Annotated in this window: 16 protein-coding genes and 1 tRNA gene; 10 read left to right on the top strand and 7 right to left on the bottom strand. The window is 62.1% G+C overall.

Going from position 1 to position 17,224, the window contains the following annotated elements:
* The first annotated feature begins 10 nt into the window (after positions 1-10).
* Positions 11-1,195 (top strand): delta-9 fatty acid desaturase DesA, encoded by a 1,185-nt coding sequence (desA, locus tag LOY45_RS00815; protein WP_115089473.1) that lies wholly within the window; start codon positions 11-13, stop codon positions 1,193-1,195.
* 135 nt (positions 1,196-1,330) lie between these two features.
* The gene (locus tag LOY45_RS00810) at positions 1,331-2,320 is read left to right on the top strand and encodes a GGDEF domain-containing protein (RefSeq protein ID WP_115089474.1); all 990 of its coding nucleotides are present in this window, start codon (positions 1,331-1,333) and stop codon (positions 2,318-2,320) included.
* A 100-nt stretch (positions 2,321-2,420) separates the two neighbouring features.
* Here the strand turns inward: LOY45_RS00810 and LOY45_RS00805 are convergent, their stop codons facing one another.
* The 3 genes from LOY45_RS00805 to gabD all read right to left on the bottom strand — a co-directional run bounded on the left by LOY45_RS00805 (position 2,421) and on the right by gabD (position 6,676).
* Complete coding sequence (locus tag LOY45_RS00805; protein WP_258578628.1) at positions 2,421-3,629, bottom strand: response regulator; 1,209 nt, start codon at positions 3,627-3,629, stop codon at positions 2,421-2,423.
* A 140-nt stretch (positions 3,630-3,769) separates the two neighbouring features.
* Positions 3,770-5,050, bottom strand: coding sequence for a 4-aminobutyrate--2-oxoglutarate transaminase (gene gabT / locus LOY45_RS00800; protein ID WP_038997739.1), 1,281 nt, complete (start codon positions 5,048-5,050; stop codon positions 3,770-3,772).
* Positions 5,051-5,233: 183 nt separating this feature from the next.
* Positions 5,234-6,676, bottom strand: a complete 1,443-nt coding sequence (gabD, locus tag LOY45_RS00795) for an NADP-dependent succinate-semialdehyde dehydrogenase (RefSeq protein WP_115089476.1) — start codon at positions 6,674-6,676, stop codon at positions 5,234-5,236.
* Positions 6,677-6,937: 261 nt separating this feature from the next.
* Between gabD and LOY45_RS00790 the strand changes: the two genes are divergently transcribed.
* Positions 6,938-7,014, top strand: a tRNA-Arg gene (locus LOY45_RS00790).
* Positions 7,015-7,478: 464 nt separating this feature from the next.
* Positions 7,479-7,781: a DUF3077 domain-containing protein gene (locus LOY45_RS00785; RefSeq protein WP_258578627.1), complete on the top strand. Its 303-nt coding sequence runs from the start codon at positions 7,479-7,481 to the stop codon at positions 7,779-7,781.
* An 88-nt stretch (positions 7,782-7,869) separates the two neighbouring features.
* Here LOY45_RS00785 and LOY45_RS00780 read toward each other — a convergent pair whose 3' ends face one another.
* Entirely contained in the window at positions 7,870-9,843 is a 1,974-nt protein-coding gene (locus LOY45_RS00780; protein WP_258578626.1) for a TonB-dependent receptor family protein, read from the bottom strand.
* 180 nt (positions 9,844-10,023) lie between these two features.
* On the opposite strand from LOY45_RS00780, the gene LOY45_RS00775 reads away from it, so the two are divergent.
* The 4 genes from LOY45_RS00775 to LOY45_RS00760 all read left to right on the top strand — a co-directional run bounded on the left by LOY45_RS00775 (position 10,024) and on the right by LOY45_RS00760 (position 13,457).
* Positions 10,024-11,880, top strand: coding sequence for a DUF3857 domain-containing transglutaminase family protein (locus tag LOY45_RS00775; protein WP_115089479.1), 1,857 nt, complete (start codon positions 10,024-10,026; stop codon positions 11,878-11,880).
* A 134-nt stretch (positions 11,881-12,014) separates the two neighbouring features.
* Positions 12,015-12,368, top strand: a complete 354-nt coding sequence (locus LOY45_RS00770; protein ID WP_115089480.1) for a zinc ribbon domain-containing protein — start codon at positions 12,015-12,017, stop codon at positions 12,366-12,368.
* A 15-nt stretch (positions 12,369-12,383) separates the two neighbouring features.
* Entirely contained in the window at positions 12,384-12,842 is a 459-nt protein-coding gene (locus LOY45_RS00765; RefSeq protein ID WP_415842486.1) for a DUF805 domain-containing protein, read from the top strand.
* Between the two features lie 174 nt (positions 12,843-13,016).
* Positions 13,017-13,457 (top strand): CBS domain-containing protein, encoded by a 441-nt coding sequence (locus tag LOY45_RS00760; RefSeq protein ID WP_115089481.1) that lies wholly within the window; start codon positions 13,017-13,019, stop codon positions 13,455-13,457.
* Between the two features lie 12 nt (positions 13,458-13,469).
* Here the strand turns inward: LOY45_RS00760 and LOY45_RS00755 are convergent, their stop codons facing one another.
* From LOY45_RS00755 to LOY45_RS00745, 3 genes are all read right to left on the bottom strand, one after another.
* Positions 13,470-14,108 carry a hypothetical protein gene (locus LOY45_RS00755; RefSeq protein ID WP_038997745.1) on the bottom strand — a complete coding sequence of 213 codons (639 nt, stop codon included), beginning with the start codon at positions 14,106-14,108 and terminating at the stop codon, positions 13,470-13,472.
* Positions 14,109-14,179: 71 nt separating this feature from the next.
* The gene (locus LOY45_RS00750) at positions 14,180-14,422 is read right to left on the bottom strand and encodes a DUF2789 domain-containing protein (RefSeq protein ID WP_010222083.1); all 243 of its coding nucleotides are present in this window, start codon (positions 14,420-14,422) and stop codon (positions 14,180-14,182) included.
* A gap of 60 nt (positions 14,423-14,482) precedes the next feature.
* Positions 14,483-14,941: an aminoacyl-tRNA deacylase gene (locus LOY45_RS00745; protein WP_115089482.1), complete on the bottom strand. Its 459-nt coding sequence runs from the start codon at positions 14,939-14,941 to the stop codon at positions 14,483-14,485.
* Positions 14,942-15,043: 102 nt separating this feature from the next.
* Here LOY45_RS00745 and LOY45_RS00740 point away from each other — a divergent pair, with 102 nt between their 5' ends.
* Positions 15,044-16,429: an NfeD family protein gene (locus LOY45_RS00740; RefSeq protein WP_115089483.1), complete on the top strand. Its 1,386-nt coding sequence runs from the start codon at positions 15,044-15,046 to the stop codon at positions 16,427-16,429.
* A gap of 1 nt (position 16,430) precedes the next feature.
* The gene (locus LOY45_RS00735; RefSeq protein WP_038997749.1) at positions 16,431-17,177 is read left to right on the top strand and encodes a slipin family protein; all 747 of its coding nucleotides are present in this window, start codon (positions 16,431-16,433) and stop codon (positions 17,175-17,177) included.
* The last annotated feature ends 47 nt before the right edge of the window (positions 17,178-17,224 follow it).

Raw genomic sequence — 17,224 nt, 5'->3', positions numbered from 1 at the left:
CATTTCGCCTATGTGGTACGAAGGTTTGCTCAACTTGTCAGTGTGGCAATTGCTGGCAGTTACCCTGGTAATGACGCATGTGACCATCGTCAGTGTCACCGTTTACCTGCACCGTTATTCCGCCCACCGCTCGCTGGAACTCAACGCCGGGCTCAAGCACTTTTTCCGTTTCTGGCTGTGGCTGACCACGGCGCAGAACACCCGCGAGTGGACCGCTATCCACCGCAAGCACCACGCCAAATGCGAAACCGTCGACGACCCGCACAGCCCGGTGATCAAGGGCCTGTCCACGGTACTGCGCAAGGGCGCCGAGCTGTACCGCGAAGAGGCACAGAACCCGGAAACCCTGCGTATCTACGGCAAGAATTGCCCGGAAGACTGGATCGAGCGCAACCTCTACAGCCGCTACAAGCTCGGCGGCATCGCCCTGATGGCGGTGATCGACCTGCTGCTGTTCGGCACCGCGGGCATCACCATCTGGGCGGTGCAGATGATGTGGATTCCATTCTGGGCTGCCGGCGTGGTCAATGGCCTGGGCCACGCAGTCGGCTATCGCAACTTCGAATGCCGCGACGCCGCCACCAATCTGGTGCCCTGGGGCATCATCATTGGCGGTGAAGAGCTGCACAACAACCACCACACCTACCCCAATTCGGCCAAGCTCTCGGTCAAGCGCTGGGAGTTCGACATGGGCTGGGCCTGGATCAAGCTGTTCTGCTGGCTGCGCCTGGCCAAGGTGCAGCGCGTCGCGCCTATCGCCCACCGGGTCGAAGGCAAGGGCCAGCTGGACATGGACACCGCCATGGCGATCCTCAACAACCGCTTCCAGATCATGGCCCAGTACCGCAAGCTGGTGATCGCGCCGCTGGTCAAGCAGGAACTGGCGCGGGTCGACGATTCGGTGCGCCACCAGTTCCGCCGTGCCAAGCGCTTGCTGTCGCGGGAAACCAGCCTGCTGGAAGACCGTCACCACCTGCGCATCCAGACCATGCTCGAGCACAGCCAGGCACTCAAGACCATCTACGAGAAACGCCTGGCCCTGCAACAGATCTGGGCACGCACCAGCGCCAACGGCCACGACATGCTCGCCGCCATGAAGGACTGGGTCCACGAAGCCGAGGCCAGCGGCATCCAGTCACTGCGCGACTTTGCCGCTCAGCTCAAGACCTACTCGCTGCGCCCTGCCCTGGCCTGATGCCGTTGATCGGCGCGCCCGCTTAGCGGCGCGCCGACCGGAACTTACCCGCCTAATCTCACTCTGACAGGCATATCGCCCGCGTGGCGGGCCGGGTCGTGGCCGCACGCCCCAGTCGTGAGAATTTCCGCGCAAATGGTCAAGAACAAACCAACTACCCTGGCCTGCAACCCGCCACCTGAAGCCGCCCAAACCCTTCTGGCGCTGATGCATGCCCAAGGCGAAGTCGCACGCCTGAGCGAGCGCGAGCAGTTGTTCAGTTCATTGCTCGACAGCGTCAACGCGGTGCTTTGGGCATTCGACTGGGAAAGCCGCCAGGTGCTCTACGTCAGCCCCGCCTACGAACGCATTTTTGGCCGCCCCGCCGGGCTGCTATTGGCCGACTTCAATGAGTGGCGCGACAGCATTTACCCCGACGACCTCGACTACGCCGAACGCAGCCTGGCTGAAGTGCTGGTCAAAGGCGCGGTGGAAGACCGCGAGTACCGCATCATCGCCGCCGACGGCCAGGTGCGCTGGATCAGCGACAAGTGCTTCATCAACCAGCAGTCCGATCCGGACCAGCGGGTAATCATTGTCGGCATGGCCGAGGACATCACCGAAAAGAAGCAGCTCGAAGGCGAACTGCAGCGCTTGGCCACCACCGACGTGCTGACCCAGAGCAGCAACCGTCGGCACTTTTTCGAGTGTGCCCAGCACGCCTTCGAAACCGCGCGGCTGCAGCAGACGCCATTAGCGTTCCTGCTGCTCGACATCGATGACTTCAAGCAGATCAACGACACCTACGGGCATCAGGAAGGTGACTATGTGCTGCAGCGCATTGCTGATACCGGCAAGGCGGTTTTGCGCCGCGGTGATCAGTTCGGGCGTATTGGTGGTGAAGAGTTTGCGGCAGTGTTCCCGGGTTGCACGCCGGAGATTGCCCAGCAGATTGCCGAACGCCTGCAGCGCGAGATTCAGCGCTTGAGCTTCAGCCATGAAGACAAGGTCTTCGGGGTGACGGTGAGTCAGGGGCTGACCGGGATCACCGAGGACGATGAATCGCTGGACAGCCTGTTTGCCCGGGCGGATGCGGCGATGTACCAGGCCAAGCGCCAGGGCAAGAATCAGATTGTAAGAGGCTGAAAAGCATCGCTGGCAAGCCAGCTCCCACAAGGGCCAGGGCATGCAAACCCTGTGGGAGCTGGCCTTGCCAGCGATTGGGCCGCACAGCGGCCCCAAAATCTCAAATCTTGCGCAACCTGCCCAGCTCCGCCAGCCCCACCTTGAGCAACCGCGCGGTCTTGCTCTCGGCCAAGCCTTCCAGCCCCTGATCTGCCGGCAAGCGTGCCAGCTTCCCGGCCAGGTTCATCACCAGCGCATCGCGCGAATACACGCCACCGCCCAACTGGTAGATCGCCGCAATCAGCTCACGCAGCTCCAGCGGCAAACGCCAGCGGGTACGCAAGGCTGAACCAAACGCCGCAGCAAACTCGTTGAGCGACAGCTCCACCGAATCCTCATCCAGCTCACCCCCGGCCTGCTGCCATTCCTGCAAGCTACGCACCAGCGCCAGATCGCCCAGGCAGTGCAGCAAGCCGGCGCAATAGCAGCGTTCCTGATCGAGCTCGAGCATGCGCGCCAGGGTGCGCGCGTATTCGGCGGTGTGCAGCGACAAGTTCCAGAAATGCTCGGCATGGCGCGACAGGATTGGATCGCTGAGCTTGGCGCTACGCTTGAGCGCGAGCCCGAGGATCAGGTTCATGCTCTGGGTTGTACCCAGCTTGTTCAGCGCCTGCATCAGACTCTGCACCGCGCCATCACGATGCAGTGCAGCGCTGTTGGCAGCGGCGATGAGCACGGCTGTGACCTGTGGATCGTTGCGGATCTCGGCTTCCAGCACCTTGAGGTCCAGCCCCTGGGGTTGCAGGCTGCGCTTGATCGCCAGCTTCACGTCGGCAAACAGCGGGCCGCCATCGGAGGTGGCGCGGCGCCCCTCGAGGAAGCGCGGCAAGGTTGAGCCCGGCTGCAACGGCGGCACCGGGCAAGCCACCTCCTCCCCGGCGCTGAGCAACAGGTCTTCCAGGCGCTGACGCAGGGAGTCCATGTTCAACGGCTTGCTCAGGTAGGCGGTCGGCGCGAACGGCAGCGCCTCGCGCACACTGGCGGCGTCACTGCGGTTGCTCATGAGAATGAACGGCAGCGCCGGCTGACGGCCCTTGGCCCGCACGTTGCGCAGCAAGTCGAGGCCATCGCCGCCGGGCAGCTCACGCGCGGCGATGATCAGATCGGGCTTGCTGGCCAGCGCCGCCAGGGCTTGCGAGCCGTCGGCACACACCTGCAAACGCGCATCGCAGCGCACGCTGAGGAGCATCTGGCTCAGCATGTCCCGTACCCAGGGGTCGCCTTCGGCAATCAGCACGCACGGTGCCTGGGCGGGCTCTACAACGCTCATACACAACTCTCCCGATATTCCGCTACACGCAATCCAGTGCACCTTCCTGGGTGTCTACTTACAGGCAACCTTAGCCCCCTGGCCTTCCTTTGGGCGAAAAAAAACCCGCCGAAGCGGGTTTTCTTCTAATGCGTCACAGTTTACGCGAGTTCTGCGAAGCACTCTTCGATGATTGCCAGACCTTGGTCCAGTTGCTCATCAGGCGAGGTCAGCGGAACCAGGATACGCAGGACGTTGCCGTAAGTGCCGCACGACAGCAGGATCAGGCCCTTGTCACGCGCCTTGGCCACAACCGAGGCTACAGCGGCAGCGTTCGGGGTGTGGGAACCGGCTTTGTCGAACACTTCGATAGCGATCATCGAACCCAGGGCACGCACGTCACCGATGATCGGGTGCTTGTCCTGGATCTTGCGCAGGCCGGCGACCAGACGCTCGCCAACGGCCTTGCTGCGGTCCAGCAGTTTTTCTTCTTCGAACACTTCCATCACGGCCAGGGCCGCGGCGCAAGCGATCGGGCTACCGGCGTAGGTGCCGCCCAGGCCGCCTGGCGCGATGGCGTCCATGTACTCGGCCTTGCCGCAGACACCGGCCAGTGGGAAGCCGCCAGCGATGGATTTGGCGAAGGTGGTCAGGTCTGGAGCAACGCCCATCTGCTCCATCGCAAAGAAGGTACCGGTACGGCCAGCGCCGGTCTGTACTTCGTCAGCGATCAGCAGAATGCCGTGCTGGTCGCACAGGGCACGCAGGCGCTTCATGAATTCTTTCGGCGCGACGTAGAAACCACCTTCACCCTGAACTGGCTCGAGGATGATGGCAGCGATGTCACGGGCTTCGGCGTCGTTCTTGAAGATGCGTTCGATGGAAGCGATCGAGTCGTCGATGCTCACACCGTGCAGCTCGTTCGGGTAGATGGCGCGGAAGATGCCGCCTGGCATCAGGCCCATGCCGGCCGAGTAAGGCACGACTTTACCGGTCAGGCCCAGGGTCATCATGGTACGGCCGTGGTAAGCGCCGGTGAAAGCGATCACGCCGGCACGGCCGGTGGCGGCACGGGCGATCTTGATGGCGTTTTCAACGGCTTCGGAACCGGTGGTGACCAGCAGGGTTTTCTTGGCGAAGTCGCCTGGCACCTTGGCGTTGATCTTTTCGCACAGCTCGACGTAAGGCTCGTAAGCCAGCACCTGGAAGCAGGTGTGGGTCAGTTTGTGCAGCTGGGCTTCAACGGCAGCGATGATCTTCGGGTGCACGTGACCGGTGTTCAGTACCGCGATACCGCCGGCGAAGTCGATGAACTCGCGGCCTTCGACGTCAGTGACGGTGGCGTTTTTTGCCGACTCGGCGAAGATCGGGTGGATCTGGCCAACACCGCGTGGAACAGCGGCGACACGACGTTGCATCAAAGATTCGTTGGTCTTGCTCATAATGTCCTCAATTCGCCACACACAAGGTGGCGCGATTCAAGTCGGAGTGGCCGGTATTCAACTGCAGGCAGCATGCGTTGATCGACTGCTGCAGGGGCCCAGGCCACTGGGTGTACGGTGTAAAAAGGCCAGCGAGACGTCGCTCTCGCGCCCCGCTGGCAGAGGTAAAGCCTTACGCTGCGATCAGACGCTGATGCACAGGTATTTGATTTCCAGGTAGTCCTCGATGCCGTACTTGGAGCCTTCGCGGCCCAGGCCCGAGGCCTTGATACCGCCGAACGGCGAGACTTCGTTGGAGATCAGACCGGTGTTGATACCGACCATGCCGTACTCCAGGGCTTCGGCGACACGGAACACACGGCTCATGTCACGGGCATAGAAGTACGAGGCCAGGCCGAACTCGGTGTCGTTGGACATGGCGATGACTTCGGCCTCGTCCTTGAAACGGAACAGTGGCGCCAGCGGGCCGAAGGTTTCTTCCTTGGCCACGGCAGCGTTCTTCGGCACGTCGACCAGAATGGTCGGCTCGAAGAAGTTGCCTTCGATCAGCTTGCCGCCGCTGAGCACTTTGGCGCCCTTGCCGACGGCGTCGTCGATGTGTTCCTGGACCTTGGCCACGGCCTTGCTGTCGATCAGCGGGCCAGTGGTGGTGCCGTCTTCCAGGCCATTGCCGATTTTCAGCTTGGCCACAGCGGCCTTGAGCTTCTCGGCGAAGGCATCGTAGACGCCGTCCTGAACGTAGATACGGTTGGCGCAAACGCAGGTCTGGCCGTTGTTGCGGTACTTGGAGATGATCGCGCCTTCGACGGCCTTATCCAGGTCTGCGTCGTCGAACACGATGAACGGCGCGTTGCCGCCCAGCTCCAGGGAAACTTTCTTGATGTCCTTGGCGCATTCGGCCATCAGCTGGCGACCGATTTCGGTGGAGCCGGTGAACGACAGCTTGCGCACGATCGGGTTGCCGGTCAGCTCGCTGCCGATGTCGCCGGCGCTGCCGGTCACCACGCTGAGCACGCCAGCCGGGATACCGGCACGGGTGGCCAGCTCAACCAGGGCCAGGGCCGAGTACGGGGTTTGCGAAGCAGGCTTGAGCACCATGGTGCAGCCAGCGGCCAGGGCCGGGCCGGCTTTACGGGTGATCATCGCCGCCGGGAAGTTCCACGGGGTAATGGCCGCGGTCACGCCGATCGGCTGCTTGATCACGATCAGGCGCTTGTCTGGCTGGTGACCCGGGATGGTGTCGCCGTAGACGCGCTTGGCTTCTTCAGCGAACCACTCGATAAAGGAAGCGGCGTAGACGATCTCGCCCTTGGCTTCGGCCAGTGGCTTGCCCTGCTCGGTGGTCATCAGGCGGGCCAGGTCGTCCTGGTGCTCGATCATCAGCTCGAACCAGCGACGCAGCTTGCCAGCACGTTCTTTGGCGGTCAGCGCGCGCCAGGCCGGCAGCGCCTTGTCGGCGGCCTCGATGGCACGGCGGGTTTCAGCGGCGCCCATCTTCGGCACAGTGCCGATGATCTCGCCCGTCGCCGGGTTGTTGACCTTGATCGTCTGGCCGTTGTCCGCGTCCAGCCACTCTCCATTGATGAAGGCTTGCTGGCGGAACAACTGGGCGTCTTTAAGCTGCATGTCGGGCTTCCTTAACTGCACCGTGCAGGCACGGCGCGAATTATTGATTGTAGAAAAAGGAGAGCGTTTGAAATCTCAAACGAATCCTAGGATCAACGAGGAGAAAGGACAATAGGGTGTTCGAAAAAAAGAACAAAAAGCGCTGTGCGGCTGATTTTTTCGGATCAACGTCACTTATAGCCCCTTGAATGTGCGAAATCGACCACAGTCATTCTGACGATGGACGCCGCCAGCCTAGATGGGTATCATGGCGCCCGCGTTGCACTCGTAGCTCAGCTGGATAGAGTACTGCCCTCCGAAGGCAGGGGTCGTGGGTTCGAATCCCGCCGAGTGCGCCATATCGATGAAGGCTCAGGTGAATACCTGGGCCTTTTTTGTTTTCCGGGCCAGTACTCCCTGTGTGGGAGCGGGCTTGTCCCGCGATGCGATACGGCAGGCAGACCGCAATCGCGGGGCAAGTCGGGTCGCCGCACCGCCGCTCCTACCAGCGCGCGTCTATGTCAGATTATGTTTCGAAGTCTCGAAATGTGTCGTCCTAAGAAATACCCTACGCGGTCTGTCGATGCCCGTCTGATTGTCCCTGGGAACTCATGCCTCTAGGCTCCTGCCCGTCACCGAAAACTCGGTGATCGGGTGTGGTAACCCGGTGTCGTGAACCCTACACAGCCTATGGCGGCTGTGCGCGGGAGGCTTTCGAGCCTGCCGGGTTTAGGGTTCTCCCCGGTTTACCACCCCGCGTACAGCTGCCACCCATTCGTGTGGTAACGGATGACAGTGTCAGCTTCACCCGGAAGAACCTGACATGAAAAAAATCGTCCCAGATCCACCACTCGATAAAACCGCCACCACCGCCCACTCCGTCTTCGGCAATTGCCAAGCCGGGCACTCTGCGCTGTTCGCTGTTTGCTCCGGTGTCGCCGCCCATGATGCGCTGGTGCATGCCTCTCTCTACTTAGGCTGCGCTTACGACACTGGCTACAAAGCGTTCGACGATATTGATCCGGCCCACAAGGGCTTCTTGTGGTCGACCCTGCATTCGGTAGAGATGGCCAAAGGGTTGGTGGATGCCTTGCTGGATGGGATTGAGGAGCGGGTGGGTGAATAGCCGCTGACCACTGGCATTGTGGGAGCGGCGGTACGACTTGCCCCGCGAGGCGAAGTGGCAGAATCGTCGCACCGCCGCTCCTACCGGGTTAGAAACTCAGGCGCGCCCCGGCATATAGGGTGCGCCCCGGGCCCGGCTCGTAGTAACGCCCGGCGCCGTCATTGATACGCAAATTGTCGTAGTAATGACGGTCACTGAGGTTATCCACCCCCAGATACGGCTCCAACGTCTGGCCGCCCAGGTCGAACTGCTTGCCCACCCGCAGGTTGAGCAACGCCACCCCGGCAACCCGCGCGCTGTTGGCGTTGTCGGCGTACTGCGGGCCGTAGGCATTCATGTTCAAGCGCGCATAGAAACCATCACGCTCGTAGGCCACTTCGCAGAACAAAGTCTGACGAGGAATGCCCGGCAGGCGATTGTCGTCAAAGCCGTTGAAGTCGGTGTAGCGGTAGTTGTTGAAGCTGTAGGCCATGGACAACCGCCAGTGTTCCAGCACCTGGTAGTCGGCGCTCAACTCGACACCGTCGCGGCGCGACTTGCCAGCGTTACGGTAGAAGGTCTGGCCGCCGTCGACATAGGGCACCAGCTCATCTTCAAGCGCGATGCTGTAAAGCACCGCCTCGGCGCGCAAGTCGCTCCATTCGCCTTTGATCCCCAGCTCACGATTGAGCGCCTTCGCCGGTTGCAGGCCCGGGTTGAATCCGCCGCCCGCCGGGTTGGCCAGTTCATTGACCGTTGGCGTTTCGAATGAGGTAGCGACACGGGCATAGACCAGGTAATGCTCGCTCAGGCGATAGCTCAAGCCAGCGCTGTAGTTCCAGTCGTCGAGGGTGCGCGAGCCGGAGTCGTCGCCGTCGCGCTCGAAGCGATCGTCCACCGCCAGGCGCATGCTGTCGTAACGCCCGCCCAGGGTCAGCTGCCAACGCTCGCTCAGTTCGATGCTGTCTTGCAGGTACAGGCCAACGCTGCCGGCCTTCTCCTGCTGGCGCAGGGTCAGCGCACCGGTACCGCCACCGATCTGGTTGTTGTGGCGTTCACGGTCGTCGCGTTGCTGTTCAAGATCGACACCGGCGGTGACTTGTTGATCCAGGCCGAACCAGTTGGCCTTGTGCGTGTACTGCCCGCCTACTCCGGCGAACAGCCGGGTGTAAGAGGTTTGCCCACCGTTGGCGTAAGGCAGGCGGTTGCCAAACTCGCGCCGCCCCAGCCAGCTGCGCACCTGGTAGCTGTCGTCTTCGCTCAGGTCAGCGGTCCAGTTCAGCGCCAGGCGCTGCTGGGTGATGTCTTCGTCGGCGTTGTACAGCAGGCTCTGGGCGCGGGCCTGGTCACGCTTGGCGTGTACTTCGGCGAGGGTCAGGGCGCCGGGGTCTTCGGAGCGGTTGTCCAGCGCCTGGAAGGTGACCCCCAGTTGCCCGGCATCGCCCTGCCAGCGCAGCTTGCCGGTGAGGTTGCGCGCCTCGGAGGTGGAGTGCTGGCGATAGCCGTCGAGGTTGGTGACATTGAGCGCCAGCAGGCCGCCAAGGTTGCCGGTAGTACCGCTGGTTTCGGCGCGCAGGCGCTGGTAACCGTACTCACCGCCGCTGACATCGATGGACGACTGCGGTGTCAGCGACGGCTCGCGGGTCTGGATCGCCAGCACGCCGCCAGCACCGTTGCCGTAAAGCGTCGAGGCCGAGCCGCGGATCACTTCGACGCGCTCCACCAGGCCCAGATCAACGCCGTCCATTTCGGTCTGGCCATCGGGCATGGTCAGCGGCACGCCATCGACCAGCACGCGAATGCCGCGCATGCCGAAACTCGAACGCGCGCCAAAGCCACGAATTGACAGGCGCATGCCCTGGGCCATGTTGTAGCGGCTTTGCGACACAGTGCCGGGCACTGCAGAAAGCAGGGCATCAAGGGTCAGCAGTTGCTCGCCGGGCTTTTCGGCGATGTCCACGGCGCTAACGGATGCCGGGGTTTGCAGCCAGGCGGAATTGACCCGCGTCGAAGTCACTTCCAGCGGCGCCAGTTCGACGCTGTCGGCACAGGCGCTACCGGCGCCAAGCAACAGGAGGGTCATGACGGAGTGCCGCCTGGTAAACATGCTGAGTCCTTGAATCGATAGAGACATAAAACGCAGGAAAAACCTGTGGTGAGAAAATTGTCGCAGCAGCAAGGGCTACTTATAAGGCAAAATGCCATTAACTGATTCGCATTTATCGAATCAGGCCCCTGGAATACACCAGCAAGAAGGATCTTTATGAAGCGGTTCGCTTTGACCCCGGCCCGGTTGGTCGGGATGCTGTGCTGTCTGTTCGCCTTGAACATGGCACAGGCCAAGGACGACGGTACCGACCCCTCCGTCACCATCGAAAAGGACATTCTACGCACCGTGGTCGCCGAAGACGGCAGCTACGCCTCCACCCAGGACCTGGTCCTGCTGATCAACGAAGAACGCGCGATCCAGGCCAAGGCTCAGCAGTCGCTGTATTACAACCGCACCCTGGAAAGCCTTGAAGTTACCCAGGCCTACACCCAGAAGCCGGATGGCCGCAAAGTGCTGGTCAGCCCCGAGCAGATCAAGGAGCAGCAGGAGCCGCAGTCGGCCCAGGCGCCGATGTTCCACGACAGCCTGGTCAAGGTGGTGATCTTCCCGGAAGTGGCCGTGGGCGATCGCCTGGTGCTGAGCTTCAAGAAACAGCGCAAGACCCCGCTGTTCCCTGGCCAGTTCGAAGACCTGGCGATGCCACAATTCCACCCGACCCAGCAGTTCACCCTGATCTACGACCTGCCGAAGAGCCTCAAGCTCAACGCCGAGGCCAAGGGTTTCAAGGCTTCCAGCCCCAAGGCCGAGCCTGGGCGCAAGGTCTACCAGTGGGATTACGTGCAGGGTGACAACGCCCGTACAGAACTGGGCGCAGTAGCCTACTCGGACTACGGCAAGTACCTGGCCGTGTCCACCTTCGCCGACTACAGTGAGTTCGCCAAAGCCTACGCGGCGCGGGCCAACAGCGAGGTAACGCCAGCCATCCGTGAACTGGCCGAAAAGCTCACGGCCAAGATCGACGACCCGCGCGACAAGGCCCTGGCCCTGGGGGACTGGGTGCGCCGCAACATCCGCTACGTGGCGGTGTACATCGGTGCCGGCGGCGTGGTGCCGCATGCTGCCGATACCGTGCTGAGCAATCGCTACGGCGACTGCAAGGACCACGTTGCCCTGCTCGAAGCGCTGCTGGCCGCAGTCAACATTGAAAGCACCCCGGCGCTGATCAACCTCGGCAACGCCTACGCCCTGCCCAAGGTGCCGACCCTGGGGGTGATCAACCACGTGGTCACCTATATTCCGAGCCTGGACTTGTACCTGGACTCCACCGCCGAAGCCATCGCCAGCGGCTACCTGCCAGCCCCGGTGCTGGACAAGCCAACCGTGCTGACCCGCTCCGGCAAGCTCGGCCGCACGCCGGCCACCCAGCCCGGCCTGGTGCACAACAGCACCACCTACACCGTGGCCAGCAGCGGCGCCGCCGACTTCATTCATGCCTCGAAGATCGACGGCTGGGCCGCCGAGATGAACCGCTGGATGATGCGCAACATGCAACCGGCCGAGCGCGACCTGCTGACCCAGCGCATCCTCGCCGCCTACGGCCAGCGTGGTAGCGGCAAGATCAGCAGCGACGACCTGGAAACCAGCGGCGCCTTCGAGATGCACATCAACGGTCGCAGCGAAAACCTGGTCAACCTGCCTGGCCCGATCGGCGTGCCGACCCTGACCAGCCTGGCTGGCGGCATCGCCCAGAACGTCTTCGGCTTTATCGCTGAAAAGCAGCGCACCCAGGACTTCACCTGCATCTCCGGGATCACCGAAGAGCAGGCGCGCTTCGAGTTCCCGGCCGACGTCAAGATCATCGCCGCGCCAAAGCCTGTGACCCTCAAGGACAAGCACTTCGACTACAGTGCCGAGTATGCCCAGCAGGGCAACAGCCTGGTGATCAAGCGCCGCCTGGACTTCCACAATCCAAAAGCGGTGTGCAGCGTCAAGGACTTCGAGAAGATGAAGCCAACCCTGGACGCCATGCTCAATGACCTGAACAGCCAGGTGATCGTGCAGAAGAGCTGACGTATTGCGCCCTGTTAAATCCTTTGGGGTTCAGCAGGGCGCTGCCACTGTTACGCCATCCATGAAATATTTGGTAAACTCCCCGCCGACTTCTGCTGCACACACGTAAGCAGAAACGATCAAAAGGAATTGTCATGGCAATGGTTTTTTGCCGCGGTTGTGCCAAGGAAATCCATGAAACGGCACCCAGCTGCCCACAGTGCGGCGCCCCTCAGTATCTCCCCGCCACCTCGCAACCTGCCAGCCAGCCCTCGCCCTGGATGGGCATCACCTCGCTGATCCTCGGCATCCTCTGCGGGCTTTCGCTGTTCGACGACTCCGATTGGGACCGTGACACCCTGCTGGGATTAGGCCTGTTTGCGCTGACCGGGCTGGTCCTGGGCACGCTCAGCATCGTCAACAAAAAACCGGGAAGCAACATGGCAATTGCCGGCGCGGCTTTGTCGGGCATTTCACTGTTTGTGTATATCGGACTATCAGTTAATTAATGTAAGGGACAACAAATGAGTATGGTTTTTTGCCGTGGCTGCGCCAAGGAAATCCACAACAGCGCCGTGACTTGCCCGGCCTGTGGTGCACCGCAAGCCGCTGCAGCCACTGCAGCACCTGTGGCCGCCGCACCTGCGCCGACTGGCATCTGGTACTTTGAAGTATTGAAGAAATACGCCGTGTTCTCCGGCCGTGCGCGCCGCAAGGAATACTGGATGTTCTTCCTGGTCAACATCCTGGTAGCCATGGTGCTGGGCTTTATCGAAGGCGTGGCCGGTACCGGTGCGATCCTCTCCAACCTGTACAGCCTGGCGCTGCTGATCCCGGGTATCGCCGTCGGCGTTCGACGCATGCACGACACCGACCGTAGCGGCTGGTGGCTGCTGCTCCCGATCGTCAACCTGATCTTCCTGTGCCAGGACAGCCAGCCAGGCCCGAACCGTTTCGGCCCGAACCCGAAAGGTATCGCTTGATCACGGATTGATCGAGTCTCCAAGCAAAGCGGCCATCATTGGCCGCTTTTGCGTTTTTGCGCCCATGACGTTTTTCAATCACATCGATGCCGCTTTCTCCCTTGCCCTGCGGCCATCTGTACACGATTCTGTAGCTATCTGCCGTCACCCACTCCCAGCATCGCAGAGGCCTCTATGAAAACCGTGGCACAGCTTCTAAAGACAAAAGCCCAGCAACACCACTCGGTTCACACCATCGGCCCCGACCATATGGTGCTCGATGCACTGAAATTGATGGCCGAGAAGAACGTCGGTGCCCTGCCAGTGGTGCAGGACGGGCGCGTGGTGGGAATCGTCAGTGAGCGCGACTATGCGCGCAAGATGGTGCTCAAGGGGCGCAGTTCAGTGGGCACACCGGTGAGCGCGATCATGAGTGCGCCGGTGATCACCGTCGACCCGCACCAGAACGTCGAGTACTGCATGAACATGATGACCAACAGTCACCTGCGCCACCTGCCGGTGGTCGAGAACGGCGAGCTGCTCGGCCTGCTGTCGATCGGCGACCTGGTCAAGGAGGCCATCGCCGAGCAGGCCAACATGATCCTGCAGCTGGAACAGTACATTCGCGGCGACTGAGTCGACGCCAGGTCAGCGGTATTCGCCCTCCAGCTCGTCGAGCTGGTGGTCGAAGCTGCGCAGGCGCGCCGACCAGGTGTACACCAGCACTTCCAGGTCACGATTGAGTACGGCGGCGCCGCGACCGCTGCTTTGCTGCGAGTCGCACAAATCCAGTTGATAACGCTCGCGGGCCATGGCGGTGGCCACGGTGGACAGCTCACGGGCGTTGTCCAGCCAGTGGCGGCGGTGGTCGTGGGTTTCGCGGTCCAGCTCGCGGCATTGGCGCTTGAGGGCTTCCAGGCTCTGCTCCAGGGGCGTGCCTTCAAGTTCGCCCATCACCTCCTGAAAAGTGCGCCCGGGTTGCCAATAGCTGCCCCAGAAGTAGCGGTCAAAGACCGTCTCGACCCGGCGCAAGGCAACCTTGGTGTTCCAGATGGCCACCAGTGTTCGGCCCTGAGCCAGCTGCCGTTTACTCACCCGCAATTGCTGCCAGGCAATCCAGGCCAGCGCGGTCAGGGCCAGCGCCCCGATCACGCCTCCGGCGGCGTAGAGAAACACCAGGGCCTGACCCAGGTGGTGGGTCTGTTTGATTCCATAGAAATAACCGACGGTCAGCAGGCCCAGGGCGGTCACGGCACACCAGAAACCGGCGGCATAGGGATCTTTCATTAGCGCTATCCCCTTGTTGTTTTTTCCTGAGCATAGCAACGCCGTTCGCCGGTAGATGTGCCGCTCAGCGTTTATTTTCTCGGACGCCGCAGCGCCTCGTTGAGCTGGTCGAACATCACCGCCCAGTCGGCATCTTCGTCGATACTGTCTTTCAGAAACGCTCGCTGGCTTGAGGTCCAGAACGGCGCATCGACCAGCTTGATATCGCTTTTTAGCGGCGAATGGCTGGTTATGAATTGATCAATCCCCTTCGGATCGTCAGGTAATCCCAGTTGCTTGAACAATTCGGAAAACTTGTGGTTTGGTGCTTCCATGGGGCACTCCTTAGAGCCAGGCCGGGCATCCACGACGCCAGCCTGGCAGTGGGTTGATCATCAGCAAACCTCGCGCACTTCGGCGTTTGGCACCAGTTTCAGGTACTGCGTCATGTTCATGTGGATCAGGTGATCGTGATCACCAGCCTCGACATAGATATCGCCCTGACGGGTCAGGGTCGGATCGAGCACCATCTTGATCGAGTAAGCGTCACCCAGCGCCGGAATGGCGCCGCGTTCGCAGTCGCCGAACAGGTGTGGCAGGCCGCTTTCATGGGTCATTTGCCATGCGCCGGTGGCGCGCACCTTGCTCATGTCCAGGTGACGGTTGGCCGGTAGCACGGCCATCAGGTAGTTGCCGTGGCGGTCGTCGAGCATGACCGACTTGGCCACCCGCTCGGCCGGTACACCCGCGGTACGCGCCGACTCAAGGCTGGTGGATGAGTGCGGGTGAGGAACAATGTCGTAATCGCAGCCGGCCTTGTCCAGGCATTGCTGCAGGGTTTTTGCCATTCGCATGATGCACCTCCGGATATAGCCCCCCCACTTCTGAAGTTTAGGCCGTGCTGCCTCAAGCAGCCGACTAAACTTATTGGACACGCACAGCCCGGGTGAATTCAGGTGATCGCTCGCTGGTGTCGGCACCTGCTGCTTTTATTGATGCTCGGCGCGCTGACGAGCGGCGTGGCAGCGCCCGGTAATCCGGTGCTGGTTTTGAGTATCGATAACGCTATCGGCCCGGCCAGTGCCGACTATCTGGTGCGCGGCCTGGAGCAGGCCAAGGCGCAGCAGGCGCAATTGGTGGTGATCCGCCTCGATACCCCCGGCGGGCTCGACAGCTCGATGCGCGCAATCATCAAGGCGATTCTCGCCAGCCCCGTGCCGGTAGCCACTTTCGTCGCCCCCGGTGGCGCCCGGGCGGCCAGCGCCGGTACCTATATCCTCTACGCCAGCCATATCGCCGTGATGGCCCCGGGCACCAACCTCGGCGCGGCCACGCCGGTGCAGATCGGCGGCCTGCCGGGCACGCCCAAGGACCCGGCCGCTCCGCCCGCTGCGCCCACCGGCGATAAACAGGCACCGAACAGTGAACAGGACACCCTGACCCGCAAGCAGATCAACGACGCCGCTGCCTACATTCGCGGCCTGGCGCAACTGCGTGGACGCAACGCCGATTGGGCGGAACAGGCGGTACGCGAATCGGTCAGCCTGCCGGCCAATGACGCCTTGCGCCTGAAGGTCATCGATCGCATCGCCAACGACCTGCCCGATCTGCTCCGCCAGCTCGACGGCACCAGCCTCGAAGCCGCCGGCCAGCCGGTACAGCTGCACACCGCCAACGCGGCCATCATCGAACGCGAGCCGGACTGGCGCACGCGCCTGCTGGCGGTGATCACCAACCCCAGCGTGGCGCTGATCCTGATCATGATCGGCATCTACGGGCTGATGTTCGAGTTCATGAGCCCAGGCTCCGGGGTTGGCGGGGTGATCGGCGGCATCTGCCTGCTGGTCGCCCTGTATGCCCTGCAGCTGCTGCCGGTGAGCTACGCCGGGGCGGCGCTGATCATGCTCGGCATCGCCTTCATGATTGCCGAGGCGTTCTTGCCCAGTTTCGGTGTGGTCGGCTTTGGCGGCATCGTCGCCTTCGTGGTCGGCGCGGTGATCCTGATGGACACCGACGTGCCCGGCTTCGGCATCCCCCTGGCGTTGATCCTGACCCTCGCCCTGCTCTCGGCGCTGCTGCTCGGCGGCGTGCTGGGCATGGCCATGAAGGCGCGCAAGCGCGCGCTGGTCAGCGGTGATGCCGGGCTGGTGGGCAGCCTGGCAACGGTGATGGCGGTCAATGACAGTGATCCGTTCATCGGTTCGGTGCAGGTGCAGGGTGAACAGTGGCAAGCCCAGTGCCAGACGCCATTGCAGGTGGGGCAACGCGTCCGGGTGATTACACGCAAGGGCGTACTACTGGACGTCAGCGCCGAGGCACAAGCGCCGGAGCAAGGAGACTGAAATGTTTTTCGAACTGGGTTTTGGCGCCTTGCTGGCGCTGCTGGCAGTGCTGTTGCTGTCGGCGTTTCGCATCCTGCGTGAGTACGAGCGCGGCGTGGTGTTCCAGCTCGGGCGCTTCTGGCGGGTCAAGGGGCCGGGACTGGTATTGCTGATTCCGGGGATTCAGCAGATGGTCCGGGTCGACCTGCGCACCGTGGTGCTGGATGTGCCGCCACAGGATGTGATCACCCGCGACAACGTCTCGGTCAAGGTCAACGCGGTGCTGTACTTTCGCGTGCTCGACCCGCAGAAGGCGATCATCCAGGTCGAGGACTTTCTCATGGCCACCAGCCAACTGGCGCAGACCACTTTACGTGCGGTGCTGGGCAAGCATGAACTGGATGAACTGCTGGCCGAGCGTGAGCGGCTGAACCTGGATATTCGCCAGGTGCTGGACGCGCAAACCGATGCCTGGGGCATCAAGGTGGCCAACGTCGAGATCAAGCATGTCGACCTCAATGAGTCGATGATCCGCGCCATTGCCCGTCAGGCCGAGGCTGAACGGGAGCGGCGGGCCAAGGTAATCCATGCCGAAGGTGAGCTGCAGGCGTCGGAGAAACTGATGCAGGCAGCGGAAATGCTCGGCCGCCAATCGGGGGCGATGCAACTGCGGTACATGCAGACCTTGGGCAGCATTGCCGGCGACAAGTCGTCGACCATCGTGTTTCCGTTGCCGATCGAGATGCTCAAGGGGCTTGTGGATAAGTAAGGCTGGCTCCCACAAGGGCTCTGTTTACACAGCACCTGTGGGAGCTG

Source organism: Pseudomonas wadenswilerensis (assembly GCF_024749185.1).
Classification (GTDB): Bacteria; Pseudomonadota; Gammaproteobacteria; order Pseudomonadales; family Pseudomonadaceae; genus Aquipseudomonas; species Aquipseudomonas wadenswilerensis.
Note: the sequence above shows the minus strand (reverse complement) of the source record. Positions and strands in the feature narration are given on the sequence as shown.

Excerpts from the sequence above, each read along its gene's own strand:
- LOY45_RS00785 (WP_258578627.1), top strand. The coding sequence starts at position 7,479 with ATGAAAAAAATCGTCCCAGATCCACCACTCGATAAAACCGCCACCACC.
- LOY45_RS00750 (WP_010222083.1), bottom strand. The coding sequence starts at position 14,422 with ATGGAAGCACCAAACCACAAGTTTTCCGAATTGTTCAAGCAACTGGGA.
- LOY45_RS00775 (WP_115089479.1), top strand. The coding sequence starts at position 10,024 with ATGAAGCGGTTCGCTTTGACCCCGGCCCGGTTGGTCGGGATGCTGTGC.
- LOY45_RS00735 (WP_038997749.1), top strand. The coding sequence starts at position 16,431 with ATGTTTTTCGAACTGGGTTTTGGCGCCTTGCTGGCGCTGCTGGCAGTG.
- LOY45_RS00765 (WP_415842486.1), top strand. The coding sequence starts at position 12,384 with ATGAGTATGGTTTTTTGCCGTGGCTGCGCCAAGGAAATCCACAACAGC.
- LOY45_RS00760 (WP_115089481.1), top strand. The coding sequence starts at position 13,017 with ATGAAAACCGTGGCACAGCTTCTAAAGACAAAAGCCCAGCAACACCAC.
- gabD (WP_115089476.1), bottom strand. The coding sequence starts at position 6,676 with ATGCAGCTTAAAGACGCCCAGTTGTTCCGCCAGCAAGCCTTCATCAAT.
- LOY45_RS00810 (WP_115089474.1), top strand. The coding sequence starts at position 1,331 with ATGGTCAAGAACAAACCAACTACCCTGGCCTGCAACCCGCCACCTGAA.
- LOY45_RS00780 (WP_258578626.1), bottom strand. The coding sequence starts at position 9,843 with ATGACCCTCCTGTTGCTTGGCGCCGGTAGCGCCTGTGCCGACAGCGTC.
- LOY45_RS00805 (WP_258578628.1), bottom strand. The coding sequence starts at position 3,629 with ATGAGCGTTGTAGAGCCCGCCCAGGCACCGTGCGTGCTGATTGCCGAA.
- gabT (WP_038997739.1), bottom strand. The coding sequence starts at position 5,050 with ATGAGCAAGACCAACGAATCTTTGATGCAACGTCGTGTCGCCGCTGTT.
- LOY45_RS00755 (WP_038997745.1), bottom strand. The coding sequence starts at position 14,108 with ATGAAAGATCCCTATGCCGCCGGTTTCTGGTGTGCCGTGACCGCCCTG.
- desA (WP_115089473.1), top strand. The coding sequence starts at position 11 with ATGTGGTACGAAGGTTTGCTCAACTTGTCAGTGTGGCAATTGCTGGCA.
- LOY45_RS00770 (WP_115089480.1), top strand. The coding sequence starts at position 12,015 with ATGGCAATGGTTTTTTGCCGCGGTTGTGCCAAGGAAATCCATGAAACG.
- LOY45_RS00745 (WP_115089482.1), bottom strand. The coding sequence starts at position 14,941 with ATGCGAATGGCAAAAACCCTGCAGCAATGCCTGGACAAGGCCGGCTGC.